The 26,458-nt window shown below is 50.0% G+C and carries 24 protein-coding genes and 1 rRNA gene; 24 read left to right on the top strand and 1 reads right to left on the bottom strand.

Annotation, left to right across the window (positions count from 1 at the left end; translation table 11 throughout):
- Positions 1 to 34 precede the first annotated feature (34 nt).
- The 22 genes from rrf to AC1DLM_RS21170 all read left to right on the top strand — a co-directional run bounded on the left by rrf (position 35) and on the right by AC1DLM_RS21170 (position 23,112).
- Positions 35 to 151: ribosomal RNA gene (gene rrf, locus AC1DLM_RS21275) — 5S ribosomal RNA — on the top strand.
- A 555-nt stretch (positions 152 to 706) separates the two neighbouring features.
- Positions 707 to 1,300: a chromate transporter gene (locus AC1DLM_RS21270; RefSeq protein WP_376769551.1), complete on the top strand. Its 594-nt coding sequence runs from the start codon at positions 707 to 709 to the stop codon at positions 1,298 to 1,300.
- A complete protein-coding gene (locus tag AC1DLM_RS21265; RefSeq protein ID WP_477571104.1) occupies positions 1,297 to 1,833 on the top strand; it encodes a chromate transporter in 537 nt (178 codons plus the stop codon). The genes AC1DLM_RS21270 and AC1DLM_RS21265 overlap by 4 nt, the downstream gene beginning before the upstream one ends.
- A gap of 264 nt (positions 1,834 to 2,097) precedes the next feature.
- The gene (locus AC1DLM_RS21260) at positions 2,098 to 3,603 is read left to right on the top strand and encodes an ABC transporter ATP-binding protein (protein WP_477571106.1); all 1,506 of its coding nucleotides are present in this window, start codon (positions 2,098 to 2,100) and stop codon (positions 3,601 to 3,603) included.
- Entirely contained in the window at positions 3,600 to 4,721 is a 1,122-nt protein-coding gene (locus tag AC1DLM_RS21255; protein WP_477571103.1) for an ABC transporter permease, read from the top strand. Before AC1DLM_RS21260 ends, AC1DLM_RS21255 begins: the two co-directional genes overlap by 4 nt.
- A gap of 79 nt (positions 4,722 to 4,800) precedes the next feature.
- Positions 4,801 to 5,730: an ABC transporter permease gene (locus AC1DLM_RS21250; RefSeq protein ID WP_477571102.1), complete on the top strand. Its 930-nt coding sequence runs from the start codon at positions 4,801 to 4,803 to the stop codon at positions 5,728 to 5,730.
- A gap of 100 nt (positions 5,731 to 5,830) precedes the next feature.
- Positions 5,831 to 6,316 carry a nucleoside deaminase gene (locus AC1DLM_RS21245; protein ID WP_477571101.1) on the top strand — a complete coding sequence of 162 codons (486 nt, stop codon included), beginning with the start codon at positions 5,831 to 5,833 and terminating at the stop codon, positions 6,314 to 6,316.
- Positions 6,297 to 6,536 carry a hypothetical protein gene (locus AC1DLM_RS21240; protein WP_477571100.1) on the top strand — a complete coding sequence of 80 codons (240 nt, stop codon included), beginning with the start codon at positions 6,297 to 6,299 and terminating at the stop codon, positions 6,534 to 6,536. The genes AC1DLM_RS21245 and AC1DLM_RS21240 overlap by 20 nt, the downstream gene beginning before the upstream one ends.
- A 686-nt stretch (positions 6,537 to 7,222) precedes the next feature.
- Positions 7,223 to 8,692, top strand: a complete 1,470-nt coding sequence (pucL, locus tag AC1DLM_RS21235) for a factor-independent urate hydroxylase (protein ID WP_477571099.1) — start codon at positions 7,223 to 7,225, stop codon at positions 8,690 to 8,692.
- On the top strand, positions 8,689 to 9,045 hold the full coding sequence (gene uraH / locus AC1DLM_RS21230) for a hydroxyisourate hydrolase (RefSeq protein ID WP_477571098.1): 357 nt from the start codon (positions 8,689 to 8,691) through the stop codon (positions 9,043 to 9,045). Before pucL ends, uraH begins: the two co-directional genes overlap by 4 nt.
- Before the next feature lie 56 nt (positions 9,046 to 9,101).
- Complete coding sequence (allB, locus tag AC1DLM_RS21225; protein WP_477571097.1) at positions 9,102 to 10,493, top strand: allantoinase AllB; 1,392 nt, start codon at positions 9,102 to 9,104, stop codon at positions 10,491 to 10,493.
- Positions 10,486 to 11,778, top strand: a complete 1,293-nt coding sequence (locus tag AC1DLM_RS21220; RefSeq protein ID WP_477571096.1) for a hydantoinase/carbamoylase family amidase — start codon at positions 10,486 to 10,488, stop codon at positions 11,776 to 11,778. Before allB ends, AC1DLM_RS21220 begins: the two co-directional genes overlap by 8 nt.
- Positions 11,765 to 13,000 carry a pyridoxal-phosphate-dependent aminotransferase family protein gene (locus AC1DLM_RS21215; RefSeq protein WP_477571095.1) on the top strand — a complete coding sequence of 412 codons (1,236 nt, stop codon included), beginning with the start codon at positions 11,765 to 11,767 and terminating at the stop codon, positions 12,998 to 13,000. The genes AC1DLM_RS21220 and AC1DLM_RS21215 overlap by 14 nt, the downstream gene beginning before the upstream one ends.
- Before the next feature lie 2 nt (positions 13,001 to 13,002).
- Positions 13,003 to 14,598, top strand: coding sequence for a gamma-glutamyltransferase (gene ggt, locus AC1DLM_RS21210; protein ID WP_477571094.1), 1,596 nt, complete (start codon positions 13,003 to 13,005; stop codon positions 14,596 to 14,598).
- A gap of 327 nt (positions 14,599 to 14,925) precedes the next feature.
- The gene (locus AC1DLM_RS21205) at positions 14,926 to 15,942 is read left to right on the top strand and encodes an XdhC family protein (RefSeq protein ID WP_441990479.1); all 1,017 of its coding nucleotides are present in this window, start codon (positions 14,926 to 14,928) and stop codon (positions 15,940 to 15,942) included.
- Positions 15,888 to 16,691: a nucleotidyltransferase family protein gene (locus AC1DLM_RS21200; RefSeq protein ID WP_477571093.1), complete on the top strand. Its 804-nt coding sequence runs from the start codon at positions 15,888 to 15,890 to the stop codon at positions 16,689 to 16,691. Before AC1DLM_RS21205 ends, AC1DLM_RS21200 begins: the two co-directional genes overlap by 55 nt.
- Positions 16,692 to 16,864: 173 nt before the next feature.
- Positions 16,865 to 17,173: a hypothetical protein gene (locus AC1DLM_RS21195; RefSeq protein WP_477571092.1), complete on the top strand. Its 309-nt coding sequence runs from the start codon at positions 16,865 to 16,867 to the stop codon at positions 17,171 to 17,173.
- Between the two features lie 55 nt (positions 17,174 to 17,228).
- Positions 17,229 to 18,218, top strand: a complete 990-nt coding sequence (locus AC1DLM_RS21190) for an FAD binding domain-containing protein (RefSeq protein ID WP_477571091.1) — start codon at positions 17,229 to 17,231, stop codon at positions 18,216 to 18,218.
- Positions 18,208 to 20,496 (top strand): xanthine dehydrogenase subunit D, encoded by a 2,289-nt coding sequence (gene pucD, locus AC1DLM_RS21185; protein ID WP_477571090.1) that lies wholly within the window; start codon positions 18,208 to 18,210, stop codon positions 20,494 to 20,496. Before AC1DLM_RS21190 ends, pucD begins: the two co-directional genes overlap by 11 nt.
- The gene (locus AC1DLM_RS21180) at positions 20,489 to 20,974 is read left to right on the top strand and encodes a (2Fe-2S)-binding protein (RefSeq protein ID WP_477571089.1); all 486 of its coding nucleotides are present in this window, start codon (positions 20,489 to 20,491) and stop codon (positions 20,972 to 20,974) included. The genes pucD and AC1DLM_RS21180 overlap by 8 nt, the downstream gene beginning before the upstream one ends.
- 7 nt (positions 20,975 to 20,981) lie before the next feature.
- Positions 20,982 to 22,112: a BMP family ABC transporter substrate-binding protein gene (locus AC1DLM_RS21175; protein ID WP_477571088.1), complete on the top strand. Its 1,131-nt coding sequence runs from the start codon at positions 20,982 to 20,984 to the stop codon at positions 22,110 to 22,112.
- A 22-nt stretch (positions 22,113 to 22,134) separates the two neighbouring features.
- Positions 22,135 to 23,112: a Rieske 2Fe-2S domain-containing protein gene (locus AC1DLM_RS21170; protein WP_477571087.1), complete on the top strand. Its 978-nt coding sequence runs from the start codon at positions 22,135 to 22,137 to the stop codon at positions 23,110 to 23,112.
- Between the two features lie 126 nt (positions 23,113 to 23,238).
- Here the strand turns inward: AC1DLM_RS21170 and AC1DLM_RS21165 are convergent, their stop codons facing one another.
- A complete protein-coding gene (locus AC1DLM_RS21165; RefSeq protein WP_056612737.1) occupies positions 23,239 to 23,439 on the bottom strand; it encodes a hypothetical protein in 201 nt (66 codons plus the stop codon).
- Between the two features lie 77 nt (positions 23,440 to 23,516).
- On the opposite strand from AC1DLM_RS21165, the gene AC1DLM_RS21160 reads away from it, so the two are divergent.
- Both AC1DLM_RS21160 and AC1DLM_RS21155 read left to right on the top strand, forming a co-directional pair.
- Positions 23,517 to 25,826, top strand: a complete 2,310-nt coding sequence (locus tag AC1DLM_RS21160; protein WP_441990472.1) for an ATP-binding protein — start codon at positions 23,517 to 23,519, stop codon at positions 25,824 to 25,826.
- A complete protein-coding gene (locus AC1DLM_RS21155; RefSeq protein WP_441990471.1) occupies positions 25,823 to 26,455 on the top strand; it encodes a response regulator in 633 nt (210 codons plus the stop codon). The genes AC1DLM_RS21160 and AC1DLM_RS21155 overlap by 4 nt, the downstream gene beginning before the upstream one ends.
- Positions 26,456 to 26,458 lie beyond the last annotated feature (3 nt).

Here is a 26,458-nt window from a genome sequence, read left to right as displayed (position 1 = left end):
AGTTTTTCGATGTTTCCTGGCAGAAGCATCAACGTTTGGTGATGATGGCGGAAGGGATCCACGCGTTCCCATCTCGAACACGACCGTTAAGCCTTCCAGCGTCGATGGTACTTGAACCGCAGGGTTCTGGGAGAGTAGAACGTTGCCAAACAACTGAAAGAGTCTTACTTGGATAACTCCAGGTAAGGCTCTTTTTTGCATTTAGCCTATACTACGCCTCGTTACTTAACCATTAACTGTATTTACTACAGCTAATTTCACCGAATTACTCTGAAAAATTGATTTAGATGGAAAACCTACATCTAATAACAACGGAATTCGACACTTAAACCAGTTCAGCCGAAATTAGATGCACAAAATCCATCTATTTCGATGATTGTGGCAAATGTAGCGAAATTAACTGTACAGAATCCATTTAAGTGTGAGGAATGGAGAGAGACTTTGGGGGGACGGAGTGAGGCGGGGAGTGGAGAGTAGAGTAGAGGTCGAGTGAGTATGGGAGCTAATGGGATGCTTGTGAGTGAATAGAGTAGCTGAGAGGTAGTCAAGGGGCAGGACGATACGTCAAGCCAAGTCCCAAAATTTCAAAGAAATTTTGGTATTTTCACAAAAATATAAGGAGAATCCTAATAATGGTTTCATTTTATAATACAATAAAGCTTAGCTAACTTCTTAGGTTGGAGCAACGATGGAATGGGAGTGATACATAGTGGAAAATGCCTATGTTCAGATAGGTACGGCGATGTTCCGGACGGGGATTTTGGGATATGGCGGCGGGCCGTCGATCGTGCCATTAATTCGGTATGAAGCGGTGACGCGTTTTAAGTGGATGAAGGATGAGGAGTTCATGGAGGTACTCGCGATTGCGAATACGCTGCCGGGACCGATTGCGACGAAGCTAGCAGGTTATTTGGGGTATCGGCTCAAAGGAAGCATGGGGGCGCTGGTTGGGCTTTTGGCTCATATTTTGCCTACTTGCGTAGCGATGGTGGGATTGTATTCATTTATTACTTTTTTCAGTACGTCGCATGTGATTAAGGGGATGATTGCGGCGGTGGTGCCGATTGTCGCGGTCATGCTAGGCGTGATGGCGTATGAGTTCGGCGAGAAGGCGATTAAAGGACTAGGCTGGCCGGCGGGGGTTACTTTTTTCATCATAGCCTTCCTGCTGCTACAACCTTTATCGGTGCACCCCGCTATCGTGATATTCATGTTCCTCCTATATGGAGCTTTCCATCACAAGCTAAAGGACAAGTGGATGAAGAGCAAGAAGACGCTTGGCAAAGGTGATGGCGTATGATGGATTGGTGGCATTTGCTCGTTAGTTTTTTTCTTGCCAATGTGTTTGGTTATGGCGGCGGTCCTTCGTCGATCCCGCTGATGTTCCAAGAGATCGTGACGAATCACAATTGGATGAACAGCAGTGAGTTCTCTAATATGTTGGCGCTGGGGAACGCGCTGCCAGGTCCGATAGCGACGAAAATCGCTGCGTACGTCGGCTACCAAATCGGCGGCTGGATCGGCGTACTTATTGCGGTAGCGGCAACGGTCGTTCCGTCGATTATTGCACTGATTATTTTGCTGAATATGCTGCAGAAATACAAGCAATCCCCTGTGATTAAAGGCATGACACTGCTAGTACAGCCTGTTATTGCGATTATGATGGTGCTGGTCACCTGGAGCAGCTTGGTGGAATCTACGAAAGCGATCGGGTATCTACAGTTTGTCGGAATCGCGGCGGTGGCGTTTTATTTGATCCAAATGCGTAAGATACATCCTGCTTTTGTAATTCTTGCGGGGTTTGTATATGGCGGGATTTTTCTGTCCACGTAATCTAATCTCACATTTATTTGGCGCTAAGCACAAAGCTTGCGCCTCTTTTCGTTACGACACCAAACTTGGTGTCAAGTTTATTGACGCTCGAGAGGGGCGGACCGTATAGTGATATGAGAGGGATAGACGTAAACTGATCGATAATCTCGGAATCTTGAAACAGCAAATCCCTTGTGGGGAGATGCTGTTTTCTCATATCAGGGTTTGTCTAACGAAATAGGAGGTCGGGAGACTGTGCGTATACAAGAGAAGGATGCTGTCGAGATGGTCCAAATCGTCAAGCAGTTCGGTTCCGTGCTGGCGAATGATGAGGTGGATTTCAGAGCGAGGTCTGGGGAGATTCATGCGCTGCTAGGCGAAAATGGTGCTGGTAAAAGCACGATGATGTGCATGCTGTCTGGCGTGTACCGCCCTACGAGCGGAGAAATTTACATACATGGCGAGAAGGTGCGCATTCGCTCACCGAAGGATGCGATGAAGCTGGGGATCGGCATGGTGTTTCAGAACTTCCGCCTCGTGCAGACCCTGACGGCTGCGGAGAATATTGTGCTTGGGGAAGCTGGCTCGTTCTGGCGCGGGCCCGGCTGGTTGTCGAAGAAATCGGAGGAGATCGAGGCGATTTCGAAGCATTTTGGGCTGCTGTTTCCCGTAGATCGGCCCATCTGGCAGCTATCTGTTGGCGAGCAGCAGCGAGTGGAAATTGTGAAGACGCTCTATCGGGGAGCGGACTTCATTATTCTGGATGAGCCAACGTCGGTGTTGACGCCGGGAGAGGTTGATCAGCTTTTTGAGACGCTGGACCGAATGAAGAAGGAAGGCAAAACGGTCATTATGACGACGCATAAGCTCAAAGAGGTGATGTTCGCGGCGGATCATATCTCGGTCATGCGCAAGGGCAAGATGATTGCGACGATGGCGAAATCGGAAACGAGCGAACGCGAGCTTGCGCAGTTGATGGTTGGCGAGATGAGCTTAGCGAGCCGCGGGCAACAAAGAACGCGAGCGAAGGAGAAGCCGATGCTCACGGTCAAGGGGCTTGATGTCTATGCGGACCATGGGCGCAAGGTGCTGGATGGGCTTCATTTTGAGGTAAATGAAGGTGAGATTGTCGGTATTGCAGGCGTCTCTGGAAACGGGCAGAAGGAGCTGGCAGAAGTGCTGACAGGGCTGCGCACGTGGAAGCATGGGGAAGTTCATTTTGATGGGAAAGCGCTACGGAATGGGTCGGTTCGGGGTGCGATTGAGCTTGGGATCGGGCATGTGCCAGAAAATCGGATGCGCAGTGGTCTAGCTGGCAGCTTGGACTCGGTAGATAACCTGCTGTTCAAAACGTACCGTTCATCGGAACGGTCGCGGTTTGGTTTGCTGCGAACAGGGAGTAATCGGCGTTGGTCTCAGCGGTTGATCGAGATGTTCGATGTGAAAACGTCGGGAATCGATTCACCAGTTCAATTCATGTCGGGAGGGAATCAGCAGAAGCTGCTTTTTGCCAGGGAGATTGATCAAGGTCCCAAGCTTATGATTGCGGTACATCCGACGCAGGGACTCGATGTGGGTGCATCGGAAGGCGTGTATCAACTGTTGGAGGATTTGCGAAGTAAGGGGCGCTCAGTTTTGCTGATTTCGGAGGATTTGGATGAGGTGCTGCAGTTAGCTGACCGTATTCTGGTCATGTACGACGGGCGCATTGTCGGGAATATGCCGAGGGAATCGGCAAGCCGTGAGCACATCGGGATGCTGATGGCGGGATCGGAGGAGGATGCAGGATGAGTGAACAACGAACAGCAGGCAGCATTCCGATCGAAAATAAAGTGCCGAAGCGTGGAGCTGGGTTCCGAATGCCGTATCGGTTGGAAATTGATCCCGCAGGGGCGAATAGCCCTTGGTGGGTCACGATTATCGCCATCGCTTTGGCGTTGGTGGCTTGTGGGATTTTTATCGCGTTGAATGGGATGAATCCGTTCATGGTCTACGGGAAAATGGTAAAGGGGGCCTTCGGCTCCACCTTTGGATTGACGGAAACGTTAGTGAAGGCGATTCCTTTGCTGCTTTGTGGACTGGGGGTGTCGATTGCTTACCGCATCTCGGTGTGGAACATTGGGGCGGAAGGGCAGTTTGTGGCAGGGGCGATGGCGGCGACGGCGATTACGGTGTATTTTCCACATCTGCCAATGTACCTCTCGATCCCAGCTATGATGGTCGCGGGCATCGTGGCCGGCGGCTTCTGGGGATTGCTGACGGCGATACCACGGAACTATTTTCAGGTAAACGAACTCATTACCTCGTTGATGCTAAACTATGTGGCGTTGCTGGCGCTGAACTATGTGGTTTTCGGACCGTGGAAAGATCCCAAAGGTTTTAACTTCCCAGGATCTCCGATGTTCACAGTTGCGCAGTCTTTACCTACTTTTGGTACGACGCGGCTGCATTTGGGGCTGATTTTTGCCATCATCGCTGTGCTGATTTATGCTTTCGTTGTCCGGTATACGCGGTGGGGCTATGAGCTGCGGTTGATCGGTGCCAATAGTGAAGCGGCTAAAAATGCTGGCATTCGCATTTCCAGACATGTCCTGCTGGTCATGGTGATTAGCGGCGGGTTGGCGGGGCTTGCTGGCATGGGGGAAGTCTCTGGCGTAGCGCACCGTCTCATGTATGGGATTTCTCCTGGGTATGGGTACACGGCGATTATCGTGGCTTGGCTGGCGAAGCTGAATCCGATCGGGCTTGTGGTTGCTTCGGTGCTCTTCGGTGGGCTCATTGTGGGTGGTTATAGTGTGCAAACGATCGGACTTCCGTCCTCGATTTCGTCGATGATTCAAGGGGCGATTCTGTTTTTCCTCATTGCTGGGGGGATGGCTGGGAAATTCCGTATTCGTCGGAACAGCTGAGGGCGCTGACTTGGGGAGTCGGGTGAAAGTAATTTTAGTTAATGGTGCTAATGAACGGGGAGATAAAGGGGTGTAAGAGATGGATATGATCACACAAATCATTGTTTCGGCGATCTCTTCGGGCACACCGCTACTTTTGGCCGTATTGGGCGGTATCTTGATCGAAAGGTCCGGCATCATGCAGCTTGGCGCTGAAGGCTTGATGTTAATGGGTGCGGTGACTTCATGCCTTGTTTTCATACATACAGGAAGTTTAGTACTGGCCATTCTATGCGTGCTCGCGGTGAGCGGGGTACTCGGAGTGCTTCATGGTTTCTTATGCGTAACACTGCATGCGAATCAAGTTGTTTGCGGGTTGGCGATGACGATATTCGGCGCGGGTCTTAGCGCGTATTTAGGTAAGCCTGTGAGTGGTAAGCCACTTGTTGGTGCGGTGCCGAAGCTCGATATGCCGTGGTTGGAGCCGGTGCCGGTGATTGGCAAAATTTTTGCCCATATGGATTTGTTTACATGGTTAAGTTTCGTACTCGTGCTGGCTATGCACTTGTTCATCCATCGTACATCTTGGGGGCTTCATCTTCGTGCAGTTGGGGATAATCCAGCTACGGCGGATGTTATGGGGATTCCTGTGATCGCGATTCGCTATGGCTGCATTGTCGTGGGTTCGATGCTGATCGGGATTGGTGGGGCAGATTTGCTGCTTGTATATACACCGACATGGAACGAGGGGATGACCTCGGGACGCGGTTGGATTGCGGTGGCGCTCATTATTTTTGCGAGGTGGAATCCAGTTCGTGCCCTCGTGTGCGCATATTTCTTCGGCGTGTTAGATAGTTTGGGGTTCCGTGTGCAGCTGATCGGCAGCCATATTCCTTCTTATTTTCTGAAAATGATTCCGTACGTCGTCACCATTCTGGTGCTGATGTTCCTCGGTTGGCGGAATAAAAATAAGCCATCTGGTGCGCCTGAGGCGCTTGGTGTGCCTTATATACGTGAGCAGAGATTTTAGTTTATGGGAAGTAGTGGGATGAGATAGGGGAGCAGGGTAAATCAGGAGGAAAACTGGAGGAAATCAGGAGGAATAATGAGAAAAACTAGGAGGGCAAACCATGAGTGAATTGGATGTTCATATTCCGTATTTAAAAAGATGTGTAGAGCTTTCTGTGCAGGCTAGAGAAGCTGGCAATACGCCTTTCGGTTCGTTGCTCGTTGGGCCAGATGGCGAGATTTTGCTGGAGCATGGCAACGTAGAGATTACTGAATCGAATTGCACGGGGCACGCGGAAACGATGCTCATGGAGGTAGCTTCCAAGCGATACAGCAAGGAAGAGCTGTGGGCGTGTACGCTGTACACCTCGACGGAGCCGTGCGCTATGTGCGCGGGAGCGATTTATTGGGGCAACGTGGGACGCGTCATCTTCGGCATGTCGGAAGCGATGCTTGCGGGGCTGACGGGGGACAATGAGCAGAATCCGACGTTGATGCTGCCTTGTCGTGAGGTTTTTGCTAGAGGGAACAAGCCGATCCAGGTGATCGGTCCTGTTCCTGAGGTTGTGGAAGCGGCAGTCACTGCGCATGACGGATACTGGGATTAATAAGGGGAGCCATCAGGATGTTTGTTATCCTGGTGGCTTTTTTGCTTGGGTTGGAGGTTGTGTTGGCTTCAAGCCTGCCAAGCCTCAGGAAGGGCCTCGTGTTTCTGATCTAACTGGATTTTCTCCATCTATTTTAGCTCAATATCACGAATATGATGGATTAAATGTATTTCCTACAGTTAATTTTCAACTATTAGTCCGTTTCTTCAAAATTCCCTGAAATTACCTGCAGGTTTTACAGCTATTCTGGAAAAAGCATCAAATTCCCTGAAATTAACTGTAGTTTATACAGTTAAAGACTTTGAGAGTGACCTCGATGGTTGTTTGATAGCGATATAGGTAGGCGGGACGGAATTTGTGGGGGGGAGTGGTGGTGTGGAGATGTGGGGGATAGAGAGGTGAGAGGCTGAAGTGATGGTGGAGTGATCGAATTGAGTTGKGGAAGGAAGAGAGATGGGAGACGACAGATGGAGGGGAAGAGAAGAGGAGATATATCGTGATGAAGAATTAGGGAATGGGGAGAAGTAGATGGCTAGAAAGCTGGAGGGCGGGGAGGTGGAGGTGGAGGTAAGGTGGAGATGGAGATGGAGATGGAAATGGAAATGGAATTGATGAAGGTTTTAAGTGAGGGAGAGCTGTTGATGTGGCGTGATGGTGAAATGGAGTGATAGATAGTTGAAGTGAAGGGGTTGTTGGAGAAGTGGATTGCTCGAGAGATGTAGAAGTGGAGAGGTGGAGCCCCGCTGCCCGCCTATTTTAGCAAAAATACAAAAAAAGTTAACGATGTTATGAAAGATTACAAACTTCTTTCATATAAATTGACCCATAGGGATGGCGCAATTACAATGAAACAAATCTTGGAATAGAATGCATGGCATTTAAGGCAGAAATCGAGGTGTCGGGGTTATGAAGATCACACGGAAGCAAGTCAATGACATGAGTCAAGAAGCGTTCCTTGCAGCGTTTGGTCCGTTGTTTGAACACTCGCCTTGGGTGGCAGAACGGGCTGAAGGATCTCGGCCGTTCGCCGAAATCAAGGAGATGATGAGTGCCTTTGAACAAGAGGTAGAGCGTGCGAGTCGTGAAGAGCAGCTGTCACTGCTTCGGGCTCATCCCGATCTGGGTACACGCGTGCAGATGACCAATCACTCGGTCCAAGAGCAGTCAGGTGCCGGTCTCAACCAGTTAACCCCTGAAGAATACGAACAGTTTCTTTCTTTGAATAAACAGTATACGGACCGATTCGAGTTCCCTTTTATCATGGCGGTGAAGGGTCAGACCAAGGATACGATACACGAGGCGTTACGTCATCGTATTCAAGGAACTCCAGAAGTGGAGCTGCTTACGGCACTACAAGAGGTTTGTAAGATTGGGCGATTCCGCCTGGCAGATATCGTGATGAATGAAACGGAGGAGAAAGCGATGGAACAAGCAAAAGGCGCAGAGAGAATCATGTACTACGGGAAAGGTGATGTTTGGGTCTATCGTTCCTATGCGAAGCCGCTCACGAATATCACGCTGATTCCGGAATCGGGTTTCACAGGGCGGGATAATGTACTGTTCGGCATGAATATCAAGGTATCGGTGAGCGGCGAGAAGTTATTCACATCGTTCAGCGAGGGAGATAACACCAACGTCGTGGCGACAGATTCGATGAAGAACTTCATCCTGCGTAAAGCAGGCGAGTATGAAGGGTCTACGGCAGAGGGATTTTTGGCTTTCGTGGGCCGCCTCTTCCTAGAGAAGTATCCATGGATGACGGGGATCAAAATGAGTGCCGATCAGGTGGCATTTGAGACGTTGCCAGTACCAGGTTCAAATGACTTTGAAGCAGGAAATCTGGTGTATCGCTATTCACAAAATGAACACCCAACCGCATTTGTGGAACTTGTTCGTGTTGCAGACGATATCGTCCTCGCAGATCACTCTGCTGGCATAGCCGATCTTAAACTGGTCAAAGTCAAGGGAAGCTCGTTCGCCGGTTTCGTTCGTGATGAGTACACAACACTGCCTGAATCGTCCGATCGCCCTCTGTTTATATTCTTAGACATCGCATGGAGCTATGAATCAGCGGAAGATGCCTTCGATGCCGATCTAGGACGCTACGTTGCCGCAGAGCAAATTTATGATATTGCGCATACCGTATTCCATGAGCAGCATTCGCCATCGATCCAAAACCTCATCTATCGTATCGGGCAACGTTCGTTCCTGCGCTTCCCGCAGTTGAAAGAAATTCGCTTCGAGTCTAACAATCGGACGTGGGAAACGATTCTAGAGGAAGTTTCCGTTGGGGAAGGCAAAGTGTTTACAGAGCCTAGACCACCTTATGGTTTCCAAGGCTTTTCGATGACAAAGCGTGATCTGGAGGGCCTATGAGTGTAGGAATCACTTCGCACATACTGGATGTAAGCAGCGGCCGACCGGCTGTCGGCGTGAGGATCGACTTGTTCCGATTTGATGGAGGCGTGGCAGAACTGCTGCGTTCGGATGTTACGAATACAGATGGCAGACTGCCAGGGCCGATGCTAAGTGGGAATGATTTTACAATAGGGACGTATGAGCTTCTCTTCCATGTAGGTGACTACTTCAGAGGGAAGGGTGTGGAGCTTCCAGAACCGGCATTTCTAGATCAAGTACCGATTCGTTTCGGTGTTGCCAATAACGCCTCCCATTATCACGTTCCCTTATTAATTGCACCGTGGGGGTATAACACGTATCGCGGGAGTTAAAGCAAAGAAGTCAGCGTTAATTGAATAGAGAGAGCTTCGAGGGAGGGTTTCGTAGGATGAATCGATTGGATCTTATCATTCGCAAAGGGATTGTGGTTCTGCAAGATGAGTGTCGACAGCTAGATATCGGGATACGGAACGGCAAAATTGCAGCATTAGGCGAAAACCTCGTTGTCTCGGAGCAAACACCTGTTTATGACGCAGAAGGCTTAACGATCCTGCCAGGCATGATTGATGCACATGTTCATTTCAATGAACCCGCTCTTGGTCATTGGGAGGGCTTCGTTACAGGTTCTGCCTCGTTAGCTGCTGGCGGATGCACAACTTACATCGATATGCCGCTCAACGGTGTTCCGCCTACCGTTAGGCTCAGCGCCTTGGAGCTGAAAATGGAAGCGGCTGAAGGGCAATCCCATGTTGATTATGCCCTGTGGGGCGGTCTCGTTCCCGGCAATATAGGCGAGCTTGAAGGGCTGGCACAAGCTGGCGTAATTGGTTTCAAAGCTTTCATGTCCTGCCCGGGTGGAGAAGGAGAAGATATTTTCACGGAAGTTGATGATGAGACGTTAGTTAACGGCATGAAGGAAATTGCGCGCTTAGGTTTGGTGCTCGCTCTTCATGCTGAGAGCGAGGACATCGTCTCGAAGCTCGCTGCGGAGGCTGCTCAAGCAGGCAAGCGCAGCGCATTGGATTTCATCACGACAAGGCCAATTGCCGCTGAAGTGGAAGCGGTGAACCGTGCATTGGGCTATGCGAAGCAGACAGGCTGTAAGCTGCATTTTGTACATATTTCTTCTGCAGAAGCCGTACAGATGATCACAGAGGCGAAGGCACAAGGTTTGGACGTTACCGTGGAAACGTGCCCGCACTATTTGGCGCTAACGGACGTGGAGGTCGAACGCCTCGGACCCCTTGCCAAATGTGCGCCACCGATCCGCACAGCGGAAGACCAAGCTCGTTTGTGGGCAGAGCTTACGGCAGGTCGGTTCGACATCATCGCATCGGATCACTCCCCTTCACCCAAGCACATGAAGCAGGGGGATTTCTTCGCAGCGTGGGGCGGCATTTCAGGTGCGCAAAGCTCGCTTGAGCTCATGTTGCACGAAGGCCATCTCCACAGAGGAGTTCCTCTGCCGGAGCTAGCTCGTATGCTAGCGTTGGAACCTGCGAAACGCTTCGGACTCTTTCCTCTCAAGGGGGAAATCGCCATAGGGGCCGACGCGGATCTAGCTTTGGTGGATTTGGCAGGGAGCTATACGCTGCAGGAGAGCAACTTGCTCTATCGCCATAAGCAAAGTCCTTATGTGGGCAAAACGTTCGACTGCAGCGTGAAGGCGACTTTCCTGAGGGGCGTTAAGGTGTACGAAAGAGGCGTGGGTGTTGGAGCATCGTTAGAGGGAATTTGGTTGCGTCACAGTGCATCGATCGGAGGCGGGCTAGATGGCTAAAATGAAAGGGCACCCACAGGAAGAATTGCTAGCTCAATACGGGGAGCGTATGCTGCTAGCTTTGGAGTGGTTGGCGACCTTCGGCGCCGATCCGGAAGGCGGCGTGACGCGACTCTTGTATGCGGAGCCTTGGCTTAAGGCGCAATTAGCACTGATAGACAATATGCAAAGCATGGGGCTTAAGGCAGATTTCGATGAAATCGGCAATGTGTACGGCAAATTGCAAGGAACGGATCCATCGTTAAAGCCGATGCTGACAGGTTCACATATTGATACTGTCAAAAACGGTGGGAAATACGATGGAGCCTATGGTGTCATCGCATCGATGATGGCGCTTGGTTATTTGAAGGCCGTGTACGGGGCACCGAAACGGACCTTGGAGATGGTCTCCTTTTGCGAGGAAGAGGGGAGTCGGTTTCCATTAGCTTATTGGGGCTCCGGTCATGTGACAGGGGTACTTTCCTTAGCTGAAGGCGCAGGCCTTGCTGATCCAGAAGGTGTGACGTTACTCGAAGCGATGGAGCGCGCGGGCTTTGATATCGATCAGGGTCAGCTCCATCCAGCAAAACGTGATGATATAGGCGGATATATTGAAATTCATATCGAGCAAGGCGCAGTCCTTGAGTTTAAAGAGAAGCAAATTGGCGTAGTTACAGCTATTGTTGGCCAAATTCGAATGACTGTCGTCGTTACGGGTATACCCAATCATGCGGGAACGACCCCAATGACAATGCGCAAAGATGCGCTGGCTGCCGCCGCCGAAATGGTCGCGCTGACAGAGAAGATGGCACTTGCGGAGGGTGAACCTTTAGTAGCCACTGTAGGGCGCTTAGAAGTGAAGCGTGGAACATCGAACGTGGTGCCTGGTGAGGTCGAATTTACGTTAGATATTAGGCATACTGACAAGCGGAAGATTAAGGATTTTCGTGCGGAGCTGATATCGCGGTTTGTGGAAATCGCCGTGCGAAGAGAACTTTATATAGATACAGTGGAACATCTAAATGCCTTACCAGTGGCCATGGATAGCGGGATATCGGCAGAAATTGAGGCTGCCTGCGACTTCTATGGCTACGAGCATATTCAGATGCCAAGTGGGGCGGGACATGATGCTCAGCTATTCGGACCGATCTGTCCGTCGGCCATGATTTTTGTGCCAAGCCGAGCAGGCATCAGTCATAATCCCAATGAGTTCACGAAACCGGATGATCTTATTGTCGGCTTTCAGACACTCGTTCATGTGTTATATCAATACGGCTACGGGGGAAAAGCAGATGAAAACCTATAAAGACTTATCACCATCCCTTCGAACGATCATGACCCCAGGTCCAGTCGAGGTTGACCCTAGGGTGCTGCGCGCGATGTCGTATCCCATTCTGGGGCAGTTCGATCCTGAGTTTACCGAGCTTATGAATGAAACGATGGAAATGCTTCGAGACGTATTCCAAACGAATAATCAATGGGCGTTTCCGATCGATGGGACGTCCCGTTCAGGTATAGAGGCCGTGCTGGTCAGCATCATTGAGCCAGGAGATAAGGTGCTCGTTCCGATCTACGGGCGATTTGGAAATTTACTGGTAGAAATTGCCGAGCGATGTGGGGCTGAAGTGGCGATTATCGAACAGGAATGGGGAGCGGTGTTCGATCCCATTGATATCATTACAGCCATCAGGCGGGAGAAGCCGACGATCGTGGCGATGGTTCACGGTGAGACGTCGACAGGCTGTATCCAAAAGTTAGATGGGATAGGGGCAGCTTGCCGAGAAGTGGATGCGCTTCTAGTCGTAGATGCTGTAGCCACCATTGGCGGAGTTCCCGTGAAAACCGACGAATGGCTGCTGGATGCGGTGATTGGCGGCACGCAAAAATGTTTATCCGTTCCATCAGGCATGTCACCGATTACGTATAACGATCGTGTTGAAGCGAAGTTTATGCGCCGTAAAACGATCGAACGGGGACTGCGGGAGAAAGGAGCTCCTATTTCCACGATTAAAGCAGTTGCGAGTAACTATTTCGATCTTGGCATGCTGCAGGATTACTGGAGTCCAAAGCGATTAAATCACCATACGGAGGCTACGACGATGTTGTATGCGCTGCGCGAGGGTTTACGCATTGTGCTGCAGGAGGGACTGGAAGAGMGATTCTTGCGCCATAAGCGCCATGAAGCGGCTTTGGTTGCCGGCTTGCAGGCGATGGGATTGACGTTATACGGTGATCCAGTGTGTAAGCTGCCAGTAGTAACCTGTGTACGTATTCCCAGCGGGGTAGATGGGGAAGCTGTTCGATCGATGCTGTTGAACAGCTTCGGTATTGAAATTGCTTCTTCCTTCGGTCCATTGAAGGGACAGATTTGGCGCATCGGTACGATGGGTTTTAGCTGTAATCAGAAAAATGTGCTTCATGTCCTCGGGGCGCTCGAAGCAACACTTCACTGGTATGGTGTGGATATATCTGTAGGGAAGGCGCTGCAAGCTGCACTAGCGGTATATGCTCTTGAACAGGAGGAATAATCATGTTAAACATCATGCCACGAGCAGAGCGAGCCATGATTGCTACGCCACATTATTTGGCTAGTTCCGTGGGGAGTGCGATTTTACAGCAAGGCGGCAATGCCTTCGATGCAGCAATTGCCATTAGCGCGACCCTAGGTGTCGTTTACCCGCATATGACGGGGCTCGGGGGAGATGCTTTTTTCCTCATGCATGAGGCGGCAACAGGTGCTTATACCGGGTTTAATGGAAGCGGGAAGTCCGCTGCGAAGGCGACGCCTGATTTTTATAGAGAGCAAGGGATGAAACAGATTCCACAGCGCGGCATTTTAAGCGCAATAACAGTTCCCGGTATGGTGGATGCTTGGTGGCAGGTGTGGGAAAAGCACGGGAAGCTCCCTTGGGCGAAATTATTGGATGCAGCGATTGGCTATGCGGAAAAAGGGTTCCCGATCTCCCGTAACTTACTGTTCTGGATGCGCAAGGATGAGCCATTCATTCGGGCTTCTGTGCAGCTTAGTGCTTTGTATATGCGAGATGGCGAGCTTCTGAAGGAAGGCGATCGGCTGATTCAGCCTGATATGGCCAAGTCGCTGCGTTTAATTCAGCAAGAAGGTAGAGATGTATTCTACTCGGGCTCGCTCATGCAGACCATTGTGAATAATGTGAAGCAAGATGGCGGGCTGCTGGAGGAAGAAGATTTCCGCAGCTTCGCTGGCGAATGGGTGGAACTGCTATCAACGACGTATCGTGGATACGACATTTATCAAATGCCGCCGAACTCGCAAGGGTTCACAGCGCTCATGATGATGAATATGTTAGAACATATCGATATGGCAGCTGTACCTAGAGCATCGGCGAACTTTTACCATCTGATGTCGGAAGTGATCAAGAAGGCGTTCAAAGACCGAGATCGCTATTTAACGGATCCACATTTTAGAGAGATACCACTCCAAAGATTGTTGTCGAAATCGTATGCGCAGGAGCTCTGGCGTGAGATTCAGGCGAATCCTTTGAAGGTAAGTGAGCATCTCTCGCCAGCGATCGGTCAGGACACTGCCTATGCGGCTGTTGTAGATGAAGAGGGGAATTCGGTTTCTTTTATCCAAAGTCTCTATTTCGATTTCGGGGCAGCTTACGTTCCTGGCGATACAGGCATTATTATGCAAAATCGGGGCTCCTTCTTCTCGCTTGATCCTGCCTGTGCGAACGTGTTGGAACCACGCAAAAGATCGTTCCATACGTTGATGCCCGCAATGGTAAGTAAGGCCGGGAAGCCTTATATGCTGTTCGGCACGCAAGGAGGAGAAGGGCAGCCRCAGACGCAGCTTTCGATACTCACGGGGGTATTGGATTACGGTTTATCGATTCAGGAAGCCATTTCACTGCCACGTTGGGTATATGGACGTACTTGGGGGGAAGATGGGGATGCGCTGAAGCTGGAGCATCGGCTTGAACCTGAAGTATATACAAAACTGAAGCAATGGGGACATCGCGTGGAGCCGGTGAAGTCGTGGGACGGCATTATGGGGCAGGCGCAGGGCATTGTCATTGATGAACAGGGCTTCATGAGTGGGGCGGCTGATCCACGTGGTGATGGCTTGGCGATTGGCTGGTAGCATGGGATAGAACAGGGAGACCAACAAAGGTAAACAATGCGTGAAATGAAAGCATGAAATGAAAGGGATAAGTGTCAGGCAGCATGTATATAAACATGAGATATGCAGTTCGTGGTAAATTATGGTATTTCATGAACTAAGGTGTAGCTCAAAGGGCAACTCGTGAGAATAGCGTTATGCCATAACGTTATTCGGATATATTCTGAATGCAGCCAAGATATAGAATGATAGCATAACGTTATATATATGGGGCAGGGGTTCATCATCTAGCATTTATTTTCAACTGCATAACTCATGCGTAACATAAAAAAGAAGGAGCGATGAGCGATGGAGGCCTATGACATTTTGCAAGCTGTGGAAAATAATACGGGAGCTCGTGTATTAGCAACAGTGATTCATGTGGAAGGGCACGCTTATCGCAAGCAAGGAGCCCTCATGCTGTTAATGGCAGATGGAAGCACGTTAGGGAGTATTTCTCCAGGGTGTTTGGAAGGTGATCTCGCTGCTTACGTGCCAGGCGTGTGGGAATCGCATAAACCTCAAATGGTTGAATACGACATGAGGCCTGCCGATGACTTTGGTTGGGGGGAGACGATTGGGTGCGGCGGGTTGATCCGTATTTTGCTTGAGCCACTTGCTGGAGAGCTGTTGGTTAACCTGCTGGTTGTGAAAGACAGATTGGATCATGGTGAAGTTGTGGAGCTTATTCGCACCTATACCGATGGGTATTCGAATATTAGGTACGCGTTGCGCGGCTCTGGTGTAGAGGAGGAGGGGCTTTCTGCTACTTCAGCTGTGAGAGAGCCGTTTCGCTTAGTGACGAGTACGCTATTTATGCCAAAGCCAAGAGTCATTGTTTTCGGTGCGAACCCTGATGCGGTCCCGCTCGTGCAAATGGCTGCAAGCAGCGGCTTTCGTGTGGTGGTCACGGATTGGCGGGAATCGTTCTGCAACGCAGAGCGGTTCCCAGGGGTTGAAACGATGGTCGCTTTTCCAGAGTCGTTAGTCGAAAAGCTTGCGCTGAATGAGCGAGACTACGTCGTAATCATGAGTCATCAGTTCGAGAAGGACACCGCCTTTTTTCGGGGCATTATGGCTTATAACTTACACTATTTAGGCATTATGGGCTCCAAGGAGCGCACGGCGAAAATGCTGGAAGGTTTCGAGCGCCCAGACTGGCTGCATGCGCCAATTGGCTTAAACATCGGCTCGGAAGGCGCGTTCGAGAACGCGATTAGCATTGCGGCTGAGCTGATTGCGATCAAGCGGAGCAAATATGGAGCGGGTGTATGGTCATCATCTCTAACTCATGGACGGGATGTTCAAAGCTTCTGCTCGTGGTGAAGTCGGGGGAGAGGGTGGAGCTGATGAAGCCGGAGAAGATGGTGGAACTAGGGAAGAGGGCGAAAGGGGAAACGATGGTGGAACCAGGGGAGATGATGAAACCGGAAAAGCTGGTGAGTTCGGGGAAGAAGAACATCGTTGGCGTCTACTTGGCGGCTGGAAGTAGTCGGCGTATGGGGACTGTGAAGCAGTCCCTCGAGTTGGCTGTGGGCGTCAGCCTTGGAGGTATCGCCCTGCTGAAGGCGCTTGCCTGTGCGGAGTTAGAGCAGGTGATTGTCGTTGTACAGGAAGGGGATACGTTGGCATGGTTGCCGGAAAAGGCTCGTGGTCATCTCGCGAGTGGCAGATGCCGCACGGTGGTGTGCAGGGATGCTGGTCTTGGTATGGCACACTCGCTTCGCACGGGTATCCAAGTGGCAGAGGAGCTGGCGGCTGATGGTGCGATGGTTATGCTGGCTGATCAGCCTTTCATCGAGGAAGCTATGTTGGATGGGCTGATTGATGCTTACGAGGCGGATGCGGACTACGATTATGTTGCTAGTGGTGATCAGGGGGTCCCGAAGCCGCCAGTCATTCTAGGGAGCGGAATGTGGCCAGCTATCGCTTCGTTGGAAGGTGATGCTGGTGCGCGAGCACTGTTTCATTTGCCAGCATTTCGCGGGCAGATTATTGAGGAAGCAGCGCTGACATTTATGGATATTGATACCGCCCAGCAATATGAAGAGGCAAAAACGATCTACAAGCCGTAAAATACGTTAGATTATATGACATATAATTAGCTATGGAGTGCATTGATACGAATGATGCGCTATTTTTTTATATAAAAAAACAAAATGATGTTATGTTAGTTGACGTTAAATTCGAATATTGTTTATAGTAGATCTAATTTATCGGAACGATTGAGATTGAAGAACGTTGGGGAATGCGAAGAAGTAACGTGAACGACGAAGAAGCAGAAACGAAAAAGGTAGGCGCTACCGGAAGTGGGCTCATCGAAACGGAACGACGTTCCGCTATTTGTGCCATAACAGATTGTGGATTGGAGATACGGAACGAGGATCCCTTATTTGGCAATTTAGTTGCCGAAAATGGGTATCTGAGGGAGATTATCGGAACGTCGTTCCGCAACTTTTTGAAAATGGCAGATTTCGCCGAATTAGTGGAACCAGGTTCCGTTAGATGGCACCCCACGAACATGGTCACCACGCAGCAAGCCGGCTTCACGCGGTAAACTCAGAACGCATAACGAGCACGTGGTCATTCAGAATCTCTGAGGAGGGTTGAATATGTCAGTTCCGATGCATCAGCTGCCCGAGCAGCAGCCTTCCGTATGGCAGCCGACAAGTGTAGAGGAAGCAATTCAATTGAAACATAAATGGGGTAAAGATGCTGTCCTTGTTGCTGGAGGTACTTGGCTTCGCACGCGCTGGGAAAATGGGCTCTCCCCGATACCGCAGCATTTCATTAGTCTTGGACGAATTCTTGTCCTCTCGGGATTAACGGTTAATTCCCAAGGTCAAGTTCATATAGGCCCTGCCCTAAGCATTGCAGATTTGATGAAAAACGAGCTGGTTCAGCAGAAATGCGGACTTCTCGTGCAAGCCTGTTCGGAGATTGCAGCCCCGTCGATTCGGAATTTAGCCTCGATCGGAGGCAATGTGATGACACGTACAGGAGATCTAATTCCCGCACTGCTTGTGATGGATGCACAGATCATGTGTACAGATGGACAGAACGAGCGAATGATTGCGTTGAAGGATTGGCTGGCTGCTCCACATGGGGTTCCTGACGAGATCATGACGGGGATTATTGTGCAGACAACGGCGGGATTGGAAAGTAGGGACAGTACGGAGATCGCCGCCAAGAACCTTGAAGATGGTAAGCCGAAGGATGGGCAGTTAGCTGCTGCGATAGAAAAGGAGTTCATCCATGAGTTCTACCTCAAGGTTGGGCGCAGAGAGGCATTCACACCATCGGTCGTCACCGTCGCGGGCAGGCTTTCCCTCCACGCAGATGGGATGGTTACCGACATCGCCTTAGCGGCAGGCGGAGGCAACGCGGTTCCTGCGAGGTTCTCGGCTCTGGAAGCGGGAATGATCGGGAAACCGTTAACCAAGGCAGCTTTGCAGATACTTCACAAAGGGGTTATGGCTGATTTCAACGCTGTGGCAGATGATTATGCTGGGGTAGCTTACCGCAAACAGACGGCAGCGAATTTGATCATTTCGGAGTGTTTCAAGGCTTGGCACAAAGGGGGCGGAGCCTATGCTCCTTAATCGGAATGCGAAGAAATGGATCATTAGACCTGATGGCAAGGAGAAGGTAACAGGGGAGCTCCGGTATCTCACCGATTTAACCGCCCCTGGCATGCTGCACGGAAAAGTGCTGAGGAGTCAATACCCGCATGCTTGGATTCTTTCCATTGATACAAGCAAAGCCAAACAATTACCTGGCGTGCGCGTGGTCTTAACGGCTGACGACGTACCAGGATTGAACCTATTCGGAATTGCTTTTCCTCATCAGCCGGTGTTTTGTCAGGATCGTGTTCGATATATCGGGGATGCGTTGGCATCTGTTGCGGCAGATACAGAGGAACTAGCGGAATATGCACTAAGCCTCATTGAAGTCGTGTATGAGCCGCTTCCACTTGTAGATAACCCAGAAACAGCGCTGGAAACGGGTACGATTATGCTGCATCCCGAAGGGAATCTGCTACATCAAACCTCTCTACAGCATGGGGACACGAACATTGACGCAGTTTTCGCAACATGTGTACACGTCGTGGAAGAAACCTATCTAACGCCTCGACAAATGCACACGTATATGGAAACGGAAGGCGGTCTCTTTATCCCTGAAGATAATGGGAGGCTGACTGTGTACTCGCCGACCCAGCATGGCTATAAGGATCGCTTTCAGCTGGCGCGAATCCTTGGTATCCCAGAGGATCAAATCAGAGTCGTTTCCAGCCCAATCGGTGGTTCGTTTGGCGGGAAAGATGAGCTTAATGTGCAGCCTTTCGGCGCACTGATGGCACGAATGACAGGCAAGCCGATCAAAATGCACAATTCCCGCCGCGAGTCTGTGATCTCCGGCATTAAACGTCATCCGATGCGGATCACGATGAAAACAGGCACAGATGCACACGGAAAGCTGATCGCACATCAGGTTCGCATCCTTGCAGATACAGGGGCGTACGCGACACTAGGATGTGAGGTGTTGAATTTTGCAACCGAGCATGCGATTGGTCCGTACACGATCCCGCATGTCGATGTAGAAGGCAAGAGCGTCTACACGAATAACGGTGTATCCGGTGAGTTTCGGGGATTTGGCGGCAATCAGGTGATTTTTGCGGTGGAGAGCCAAATCGAGCGCCTCGCCGAGAAGCTCGGCATGGACGCGTGGGCGCTGCGCAAGCTCAACTTGCGCCAGCCAACCGATCCTGGCCCGATGGGCCAACAGATCGTGGCCACCGAAGGCGCCGTCCAGGTGTGGGCGAAGGCGCAGGAGTCGCCGCTCTGGGCGAAGCGCGCCAGCAGCGCGCGCCATCCAGAGCAAGAGCTGTGGCTGCGCCGAGGCGTCGGCGCTGCGCTGGTGATGCACGGTGCCGGGCTAGGCCTCGGTATCCCCGATCACTCCGGCGGCCGCATCGAGCTCACGCCGGAGGGCAAGATCCAGGCCTCCTTCGGCTTCGAGGAGTTCGGCCAAGGGCTCTATGCAGCACTCACGTTGATGCTGCAGGACTGCTTCGGCTGCGCCGCCGATGACATCAGCATCGTCATCGGCGATACCGACCGCGTGCCGAGCAGCGGTTCGAGCACGGCCTCACGCGCCACCACGATGATGTGGCGCGCGCTCCAGCAGCTGAAGCCAGCCTTCGTGCTGGCGCTGCTGGAGCAGGCTTCGCTGTGCTGCGGCGTTCCGGCCGCAGAGCTCGCAACCGGCGCAGGCGGGATTCATCACAAAGGTGATGAATCGGGGGAGCCGGTTGTCACGTATGCGGAGGCCGCTGCGGCAGCAGTGAAGCCGATCCTCGCGCATACGGAGTTCGACTACCCGACGACGCCCGAAGGGCGGGTCGGGGCGCATTACCTGTACTCTTACGCGGCCGCTATCGTAGAGGTAGAAGTCAATATGCTGACCGGACGGGTCAAGGTGCTCCAGACGGATCATGTCATCGCCGCAGGACCAGTGATTAATCCGATGGGCTTTTTAGGACAAATTGAGGGCGGCAGTGTAATGGCATTGGGTTACACATTGACTGAGGATGCAGTGATGAAGGAAGGTCGTTATCTCAGGCATAATCTCGATACGTACCTCGTTCCCACGTTCAGCGACAGCCCACTTCGTATTCAAGTTGAAGCGATTGAAGAGCTGCCGGAGGGAGATACATTTGGCCCTCGTGGCGTTGGAGAAATCGGTTCTGTCGGCTTGGCTCCTGCCATTACGGCGGCAGTACGGCAAGCGACAGGCATTTGGGTAAATAAGTTGCCCATATCACCAGAAGACATCGTGCAATCCATCGATTGGTTAGAAGGGGTGGAGGCCAGTGATTAATACATCTTTTGTGCTTGATTGCACCATTAACGGGAAAGCAGTTTCGATCCCAGTACCTGCGTCCAAAAGGATGTCAGCGATTTTGCGGGATGATCTGCTAATGACCGGTACCAAGGTTTCTTGTGAAATTGGGCGCTGCGGCGCATGCATGATTCTGCTCGATGGTCAACCTGTGAATTCCTGTTTACTGATGGCATATCAAGCATCGGGCAAGGAGCTTACGACCATTGAGGGGATATCGGCAGGGAAAGAGCTGCATCCGATTCAACAAGCCATGTTAGAGGAGGGGGGATTGCAGTGCGGTTACTGTACCGCTGGCATGGTTGTAACCTTAACCGCGTTGTGGGAATCGAACCCTGCTCCAACGAGGGCTGAGGCTGAGAAAGCACTGTGCGGGAACATATGCCGGTGCACAGGGTATGAGGGGATTTTCAGAGCAGTAGAGAAATGCGGATTGTCCATCAAAAGAGAGGGGTAGAAGCGATATGAGAAAAACCATGCTGTCTATTACTGCTATTATGCTAGTGATCTTAAGTGCCTGCTCCACGACAAGTACCACAACAGAATCGAGTACCGCACCTGCTTCCACCACAGCTGCTTCTACGGCAGCAACAACAGAGAAGAAGTTGCCAAGAGTTGCTTTTGTCTATATCGGTGTGCCGGGGGATGGCGGATGGACGTTCGAGCATGACCAAGGTCGTCTGATGATGGAGAAAGAACTAGGGATTAAAGCAACGACGGTTGAAAATATTCCAGAAGGCCCTGACGCTGAGCGTGTATTTGAGGAGTTGGCTCAGAAAAATGATATTATTTTCGGAACCTCCTTCGGGTACATGGACCCCATGGTAGCGGTGGCGGCGAAGCATCCGAATGTGAAATTCCTGCACGCCACTGGCTACAAAACAGCGCCGAACCTAGGCACGTACATGGGACGTGAATATCAAAGTGCTTACCTGGTTGGTATGGCTGCAGGGAAAATGACGAAAAACAACCATTTGGGCTATGTCGGCGCGTTCCCGATTCCAGAGGTTATTTATACGATTAATGCGTTCACGTTAGGTGCGCAAAGTGTGAATCCGAATATTGATGTCTCTGTAGTGTGGAGTAACACATGGTTTGATCCTGCTACAGAGAAGCAAGCGGCTATTTCCTTGTTGGATAAAGGCGTAGACGTGTTGGCGGCGTACCAAGATTCACCGGCAAGCATTCAAGCGGCTGCTGAACGCAAAGTATGGGGCATCGGGAACGATTCCGATATGGGCAGATTCGCACCGGATACGTACATATCGAACCCGAAATGGAACTGGGGCCCTTACTACGTGAAAACGGTGAAAAGTATCATGGATGGTACGTGGAAAGCAGATAGCTACTTCGGCAGTATGAAAGAGGGCATCACAGACATCGCGCCGCTTGGCAAAAATGTGCCAGGGGATGTTAAAGCGCTCGTGGAGAAGAAAAAAGCGGAAATTCTGAACGGTACGTTCGAAGTATTCCAAGGGCCTATCGTCGATCAAGAAGGCAAAACACGCTTCGAATCCGGAAAGAAGATGACGGACGAAGAAATCCTTGGCACGACTTGGTTTGTTAAGGGGATTAAAGGTGTCATACCTAAATAAAGGACGAAGGATGTGACTGGCGATGACAATACAAGATATCGCATTAATTCACGAGTGGCACCCGGTGTTGTTGTCGTCAGCACTCACGGATAAGCCGGAGGCTGTTGTAGTACTAGGGGAGAAAGTGGCGGTATTCCGCACCACGCAAGGCGTCCACGCTTTCAAAGACTTATGTATTCATCGCGGTGTGCCGCTCTCACTGGGGAAAGTAAGCGGCGATGAGTTGGTTTGCGCGTACCATGGCTGGTCTTACAATGGCTGTGGTACATGTACCAAGATTCCTTCCTTACCGAAGGAACAGGTCATTCCTCCGAAAGCCAAGGCTTTCGTTTACTCCTGCGTAGAAGCACATGGACTAATCTGGGTGTGCCTAGGGACACCTGCAGGACCTCTGCCTAAAGTGAGTGCCTATGTGCCAGAGGGCTTCAAGGAAGTATTCATGGGGCCTTATACCCTGCAAGCAGCAGGTCCTCGCATTATTGAGAATTTCCTCGATGTATCCCACCTTATGTTCGTGCATGAGGGACTGCTGGGCGATAGTGAGTTCGCTGAAATCAATGATTATCACGTGTTAGAAGAGGACGGCGTTCTGCGTTCTGAAGAAATCATCGTGTATCAGCCGGACGCGGATGGGACAGGGCGCGGTGTAAATAGCCGTTATGTATATGAGGTGTTCGGTCCTTTATGTGTAGCTTTTACTAAGAGAGATGACGTATCCGATCATATCTTTCGGTTGTTTCTGATGGTGTTGCCGGTTACGGAGCAGACTAGCGTGGCTTACATGCTGAAGCAAAGGAACTATGCGTATGACGAGCGCGATGAGGTATTCATCCAATTCCAAGACAGGCTCATTGAGCAGGATCGGATCATGGTTGAGAACCAGAAGCCGGAGCTGCTGCCGCTAGATTTGCAAGCTGAGCTGCATCTGAAGTGTGATCGTTTGAGCATCGCTTACCGCAAACGCCTTCGCGAGTTAGGTGTCACCTTCGGGACGGCCTAGCGAGATTTGTCGGATTAGGGAAGAGTAGTGCGAATGACATGCATACGAAATAAAAAAAGGATTGTATAATTAGCATGTGGCTAATATGCAATCCTTTTTTATATTTGGTAAAATAAGACTACTAGATTACCACCAATAGTTAGAAGGCTCATTGGCATTTTGTTTTCTTGTGTCTGAAGGCGTTGTAAATGTTTTGATAAGTGCAGCTGTTTCTTCAGCAGATAAAGGTTGAGCCACCATAAAGGAATCTGCTTGCTTGCGCAGTTCTGCGCGTTTCACTGCTTGTACGGAACGTTGCAATTCTGGGTTCAATTGAATAATCGCCATTGGTTTAGCTCCCTCTTTTTTAAGAATAGGTTACAAGAGTGATTATAGCAAAATAATGGAATTTAGGGGAGAGGTAATTGAAAATAGTAGTGAAAATTTCTGTGAGTATGTATATGGTGCTCTTCATTGCCTTGCAAATCTGGTGCTCGTTTGTAACCTTCCATTTTCCCTATAATGGTATCTACTTGGACACAGCTCGTACAGATGAGTGGATCGTCAGTAAACTTGAGGCGAATAGCACGAATGATAAGATTCATATCGGCGATAAAGTCATTGCGATTGATGGTAAACCACCAGGTGAATGGTCAACCGTCAAGCGGTGGAATGTGGTTGAGAAGGCGAACACGGTTGTGATTGGGCGAGATGGCGTCGTAGATTCTATCGATTTGAGGACAAGCCGACCAGCCCTGTTCGATATCATTTCGCTCGCCGAGGAATTCGTCTGTCTATTCATGTGCGTACTCTTATTAGTAAGGGAAAGTCGTTCGCCTTCGGCACGCTTGCTCGCTTTCTCGTTCCTTAGCGCTGCCCTCATCTTCATGAGCTTAGGCGCATCCATGCGGGGAGATTTAATAGGCAAGTTGATGATTGCTAGTTCGATGATGGTGCTGCCTATTGTCTTTCTACATTTCCTTGTGGTGTTCTTCAAAGAAAAGGGAGACATGGAGCTGCCCAAGGGTCATTTTAAATATTTGTACGGGATTGCCTTCCTAGCTTTTGTTTTGAGAGGTCTATACTTATTTCCTTCGATGGCGTTCGTGTATCGGTATGACGGATCGGTCACGATGGGATTCTTCATCATTGTTATTTCCTTAAATATTTCCCTATTGGCAACGTTGTTTGTAAAGATTAGGAAAGCGCAGACGCCGCTGGCTGGTATTATCAAAAGTGTGTTCTACTCCTTGCTCATTTCGTTTCTACCTATTATCTGTCTCTCGTTCCTCCCGCAGCTCATTATCGGAGATTGGATATTCGATCCTATTTATACAAGTTGGCTATTATTAATATTTCCCATCACGTTCTCTTATTTAATCGCTTCCGATCAGTTATACGATATTGGTCTTGTCGTACGGCGTGTTTTATTTGCTTGCCTGATGGCCGTAGTACCTGTCAGCTTGTTTACTGGCGCTTTTGCTATTATTTTTCATGGGGAAACCAACGGAAAGCAAATTTTATTCGTATTCCTAGGCTCGATCTTCCTGCTTTCTGCCATGTTGTATGCAGCCGAATATTGGACGACGAGATTAGAGCCCTATTTGTTCCCGAGGAAGTATGTATTGAAGTCAGCGCTAAAAAAGATTTCCAAAAATCTGGGAACTATCTCCAGTTTTCGTGATCTGAAGGATATCATCCTAGTGGATATTGTGGGCACGCTGCAAGTGACAGGTGGCGCGATTGTTTTTCGGCATAAAAACGATATGGAGATTTTCTGTGAAGGTGAAGTCGATACGGCAGAAATCCAGCGTTTGGTGAATTCATCTGCCATGCTCGATCATCCATACTTCACGTTCATGGAAATGAACTGCCATGAGGAATACACCAGCTATCTCATCGTAACTCGGAAGAAGACGAACACACGGATATCGAAGGAGGAGCTGCAGTGGCTGCAGTTAATCACTTCCTACTTGGAAGTAAGTATGGAAAATGTGTATCTGATTCGTAAGTTAACGGGCAGACTTCAGCAAATGGTTTCCCATCTTCCGCAGGAAGAACATCTCTGGTTACGGAAGGTGATGTTCGAGCTGCAGGAGGAGGAACGTGTTCGAATTGCCACGGATCTTCATGATACGACGATGCAGGATTTATTTTTCCTCAAGCGAAGATTAACCTCATTGGCCGAGAAACCTTCGATGCGTCAAGAGGATCGTGAACAGCTGAACAGCATGAACAACTTCGTGGAAATGATCAATGCCAGCTTGCGTCAGAGCTGCTTCGAATTGAATCCTCATCTGTTGAAAGAGGTAGGGTTGAAGCAAACCTTGAAGACGTTCGTTGAGAAGGAATCGTATACGACGCCGTTCGAGATTTCCTTCCGAGCCGAGCAAATTTCCGAAATCGAAGGCAAGGATTTACCGGCCAAACGGCATATCTTCCGGATTGTACAAGAATTACTTAACAACGCGAAGAAACATTCGCAGGCGGCTAATGTCAGCTTTCATTTGTGGGAAGAAGATCATTTCTTTTATTTAAGTTATCGGGATGATGGCGTAGGGTTTCATGTGAAGGAAGAGGTCGCCGTTGAAATCGCCGCATCGGGTGGTATGGGGCTTGCTTATATGAGAAGCCGTGTGCTGCATGTAGGCGGGAGCTTTGAACTGGAGACCGCTGAGGGGGAAGGGACCCATATTTTGATCACAATACCAACTGAGGAAGTGATGTCAGCATGAGCGAAATCGTCAAAACATTAGTGGTCGATGACCATCCCTTATTTGCAAGAGCGACGAAGACGTTGCTTGATGAGATAGATCGTATCGAGGTAGTTGGCGTTGTTAGTAATGCGAAGGAATGCTTGGAGTATGTAAAGTTGCATCAGCCTGGACTCATATTTCTAGACTATCAGCTTCCCGATCAGACGGGCACAGAAGTTGCCGCACAGCTGAAGCAGCTATATCCGCACATCCATATTATCATTTTCACTGGTATTGAGTTGGCAGGTATTTACAATAAATTGATTGAAATGAAAGTAAGCGGTGTCCTATCGAAAGAGTCGACGGAGCGGACGATCAAGAATATGGTGTATTGTATTTTGGATGGATATACGATGATTCCGCTGTCCGTTTTCAACCAGATGCAATTAAATGAGGCCGATGCAGGCGAAGAATGTGAACTGCAAGAGGAAGAAGTGCTCATGATGAACATGCTGGTTAAAGGGGCTACACACGAACAAATTGCTGAACGAATTTTCATGAGCAAACGTACGGTTGATAATTATTTGCGTAAAATTTATGATAAATGGGGCGCGAAATCAAGGACAGAGGCTTTGGAGAAGTTTATCAAAAGTAAATATTACACCTGAAAG

The sequence above is a fragment of the Paenibacillus sp. 01T442 genome (assembly GCF_056398345.1).
This window is presented reverse-complemented; position numbering and strand designations above follow the sequence as displayed.

Coding starts and splice junctions, on each gene's coding strand:
- AC1DLM_RS21265 (WP_477571104.1), top strand. CDS start 1,297: ATGATGGATTGGTGGCATTTGCTCGTTAGTTTTTTTCTTGCCAATGTG.
- AC1DLM_RS21260 (WP_477571106.1), top strand. CDS start 2,098: ATGGTCCAAATCGTCAAGCAGTTCGGTTCCGTGCTGGCGAATGATGAG.
- AC1DLM_RS21255 (WP_477571103.1), top strand. CDS start 3,600: ATGAGTGAACAACGAACAGCAGGCAGCATTCCGATCGAAAATAAAGTG.
- AC1DLM_RS21250 (WP_477571102.1), top strand. CDS start 4,801: ATGGATATGATCACACAAATCATTGTTTCGGCGATCTCTTCGGGCACA.
- AC1DLM_RS21245 (WP_477571101.1), top strand. CDS start 5,831: ATGAGTGAATTGGATGTTCATATTCCGTATTTAAAAAGATGTGTAGAG.
- AC1DLM_RS21240 (WP_477571100.1), top strand. CDS start 6,297: ATGACGGATACTGGGATTAATAAGGGGAGCCATCAGGATGTTTGTTAT.
- pucL (WP_477571099.1), top strand. CDS start 7,223: ATGAAGATCACACGGAAGCAAGTCAATGACATGAGTCAAGAAGCGTTC.
- uraH (WP_477571098.1), top strand. CDS start 8,689: ATGAGTGTAGGAATCACTTCGCACATACTGGATGTAAGCAGCGGCCGA.
- allB (WP_477571097.1), top strand. CDS start 9,102: ATGAATCGATTGGATCTTATCATTCGCAAAGGGATTGTGGTTCTGCAA.
- AC1DLM_RS21220 (WP_477571096.1), top strand. CDS start 10,486: ATGGCTAAAATGAAAGGGCACCCACAGGAAGAATTGCTAGCTCAATAC.
- AC1DLM_RS21205 (WP_441990479.1), top strand. CDS start 14,926: ATGGAGGCCTATGACATTTTGCAAGCTGTGGAAAATAATACGGGAGCT.
- AC1DLM_RS21200 (WP_477571093.1), top strand. CDS start 15,888: ATGGTCATCATCTCTAACTCATGGACGGGATGTTCAAAGCTTCTGCTC.
- AC1DLM_RS21195 (WP_477571092.1), top strand. CDS start 16,865: ATGCGAAGAAGTAACGTGAACGACGAAGAAGCAGAAACGAAAAAGGTA.
- AC1DLM_RS21190 (WP_477571091.1), top strand. CDS start 17,229: ATGTCAGTTCCGATGCATCAGCTGCCCGAGCAGCAGCCTTCCGTATGG.
- pucD (WP_477571090.1), top strand. CDS start 18,208: ATGCTCCTTAATCGGAATGCGAAGAAATGGATCATTAGACCTGATGGC.
- AC1DLM_RS21175 (WP_477571088.1), top strand. CDS start 20,982: ATGAGAAAAACCATGCTGTCTATTACTGCTATTATGCTAGTGATCTTA.
- AC1DLM_RS21170 (WP_477571087.1), top strand. CDS start 22,135: ATGACAATACAAGATATCGCATTAATTCACGAGTGGCACCCGGTGTTG.
- AC1DLM_RS21165 (WP_056612737.1), bottom strand. CDS start 23,439: ATGGCGATTATTCAATTGAACCCAGAATTGCAACGTTCCGTACAAGCA.
- AC1DLM_RS21155 (WP_441990471.1), top strand. CDS start 25,823: ATGAGCGAAATCGTCAAAACATTAGTGGTCGATGACCATCCCTTATTT.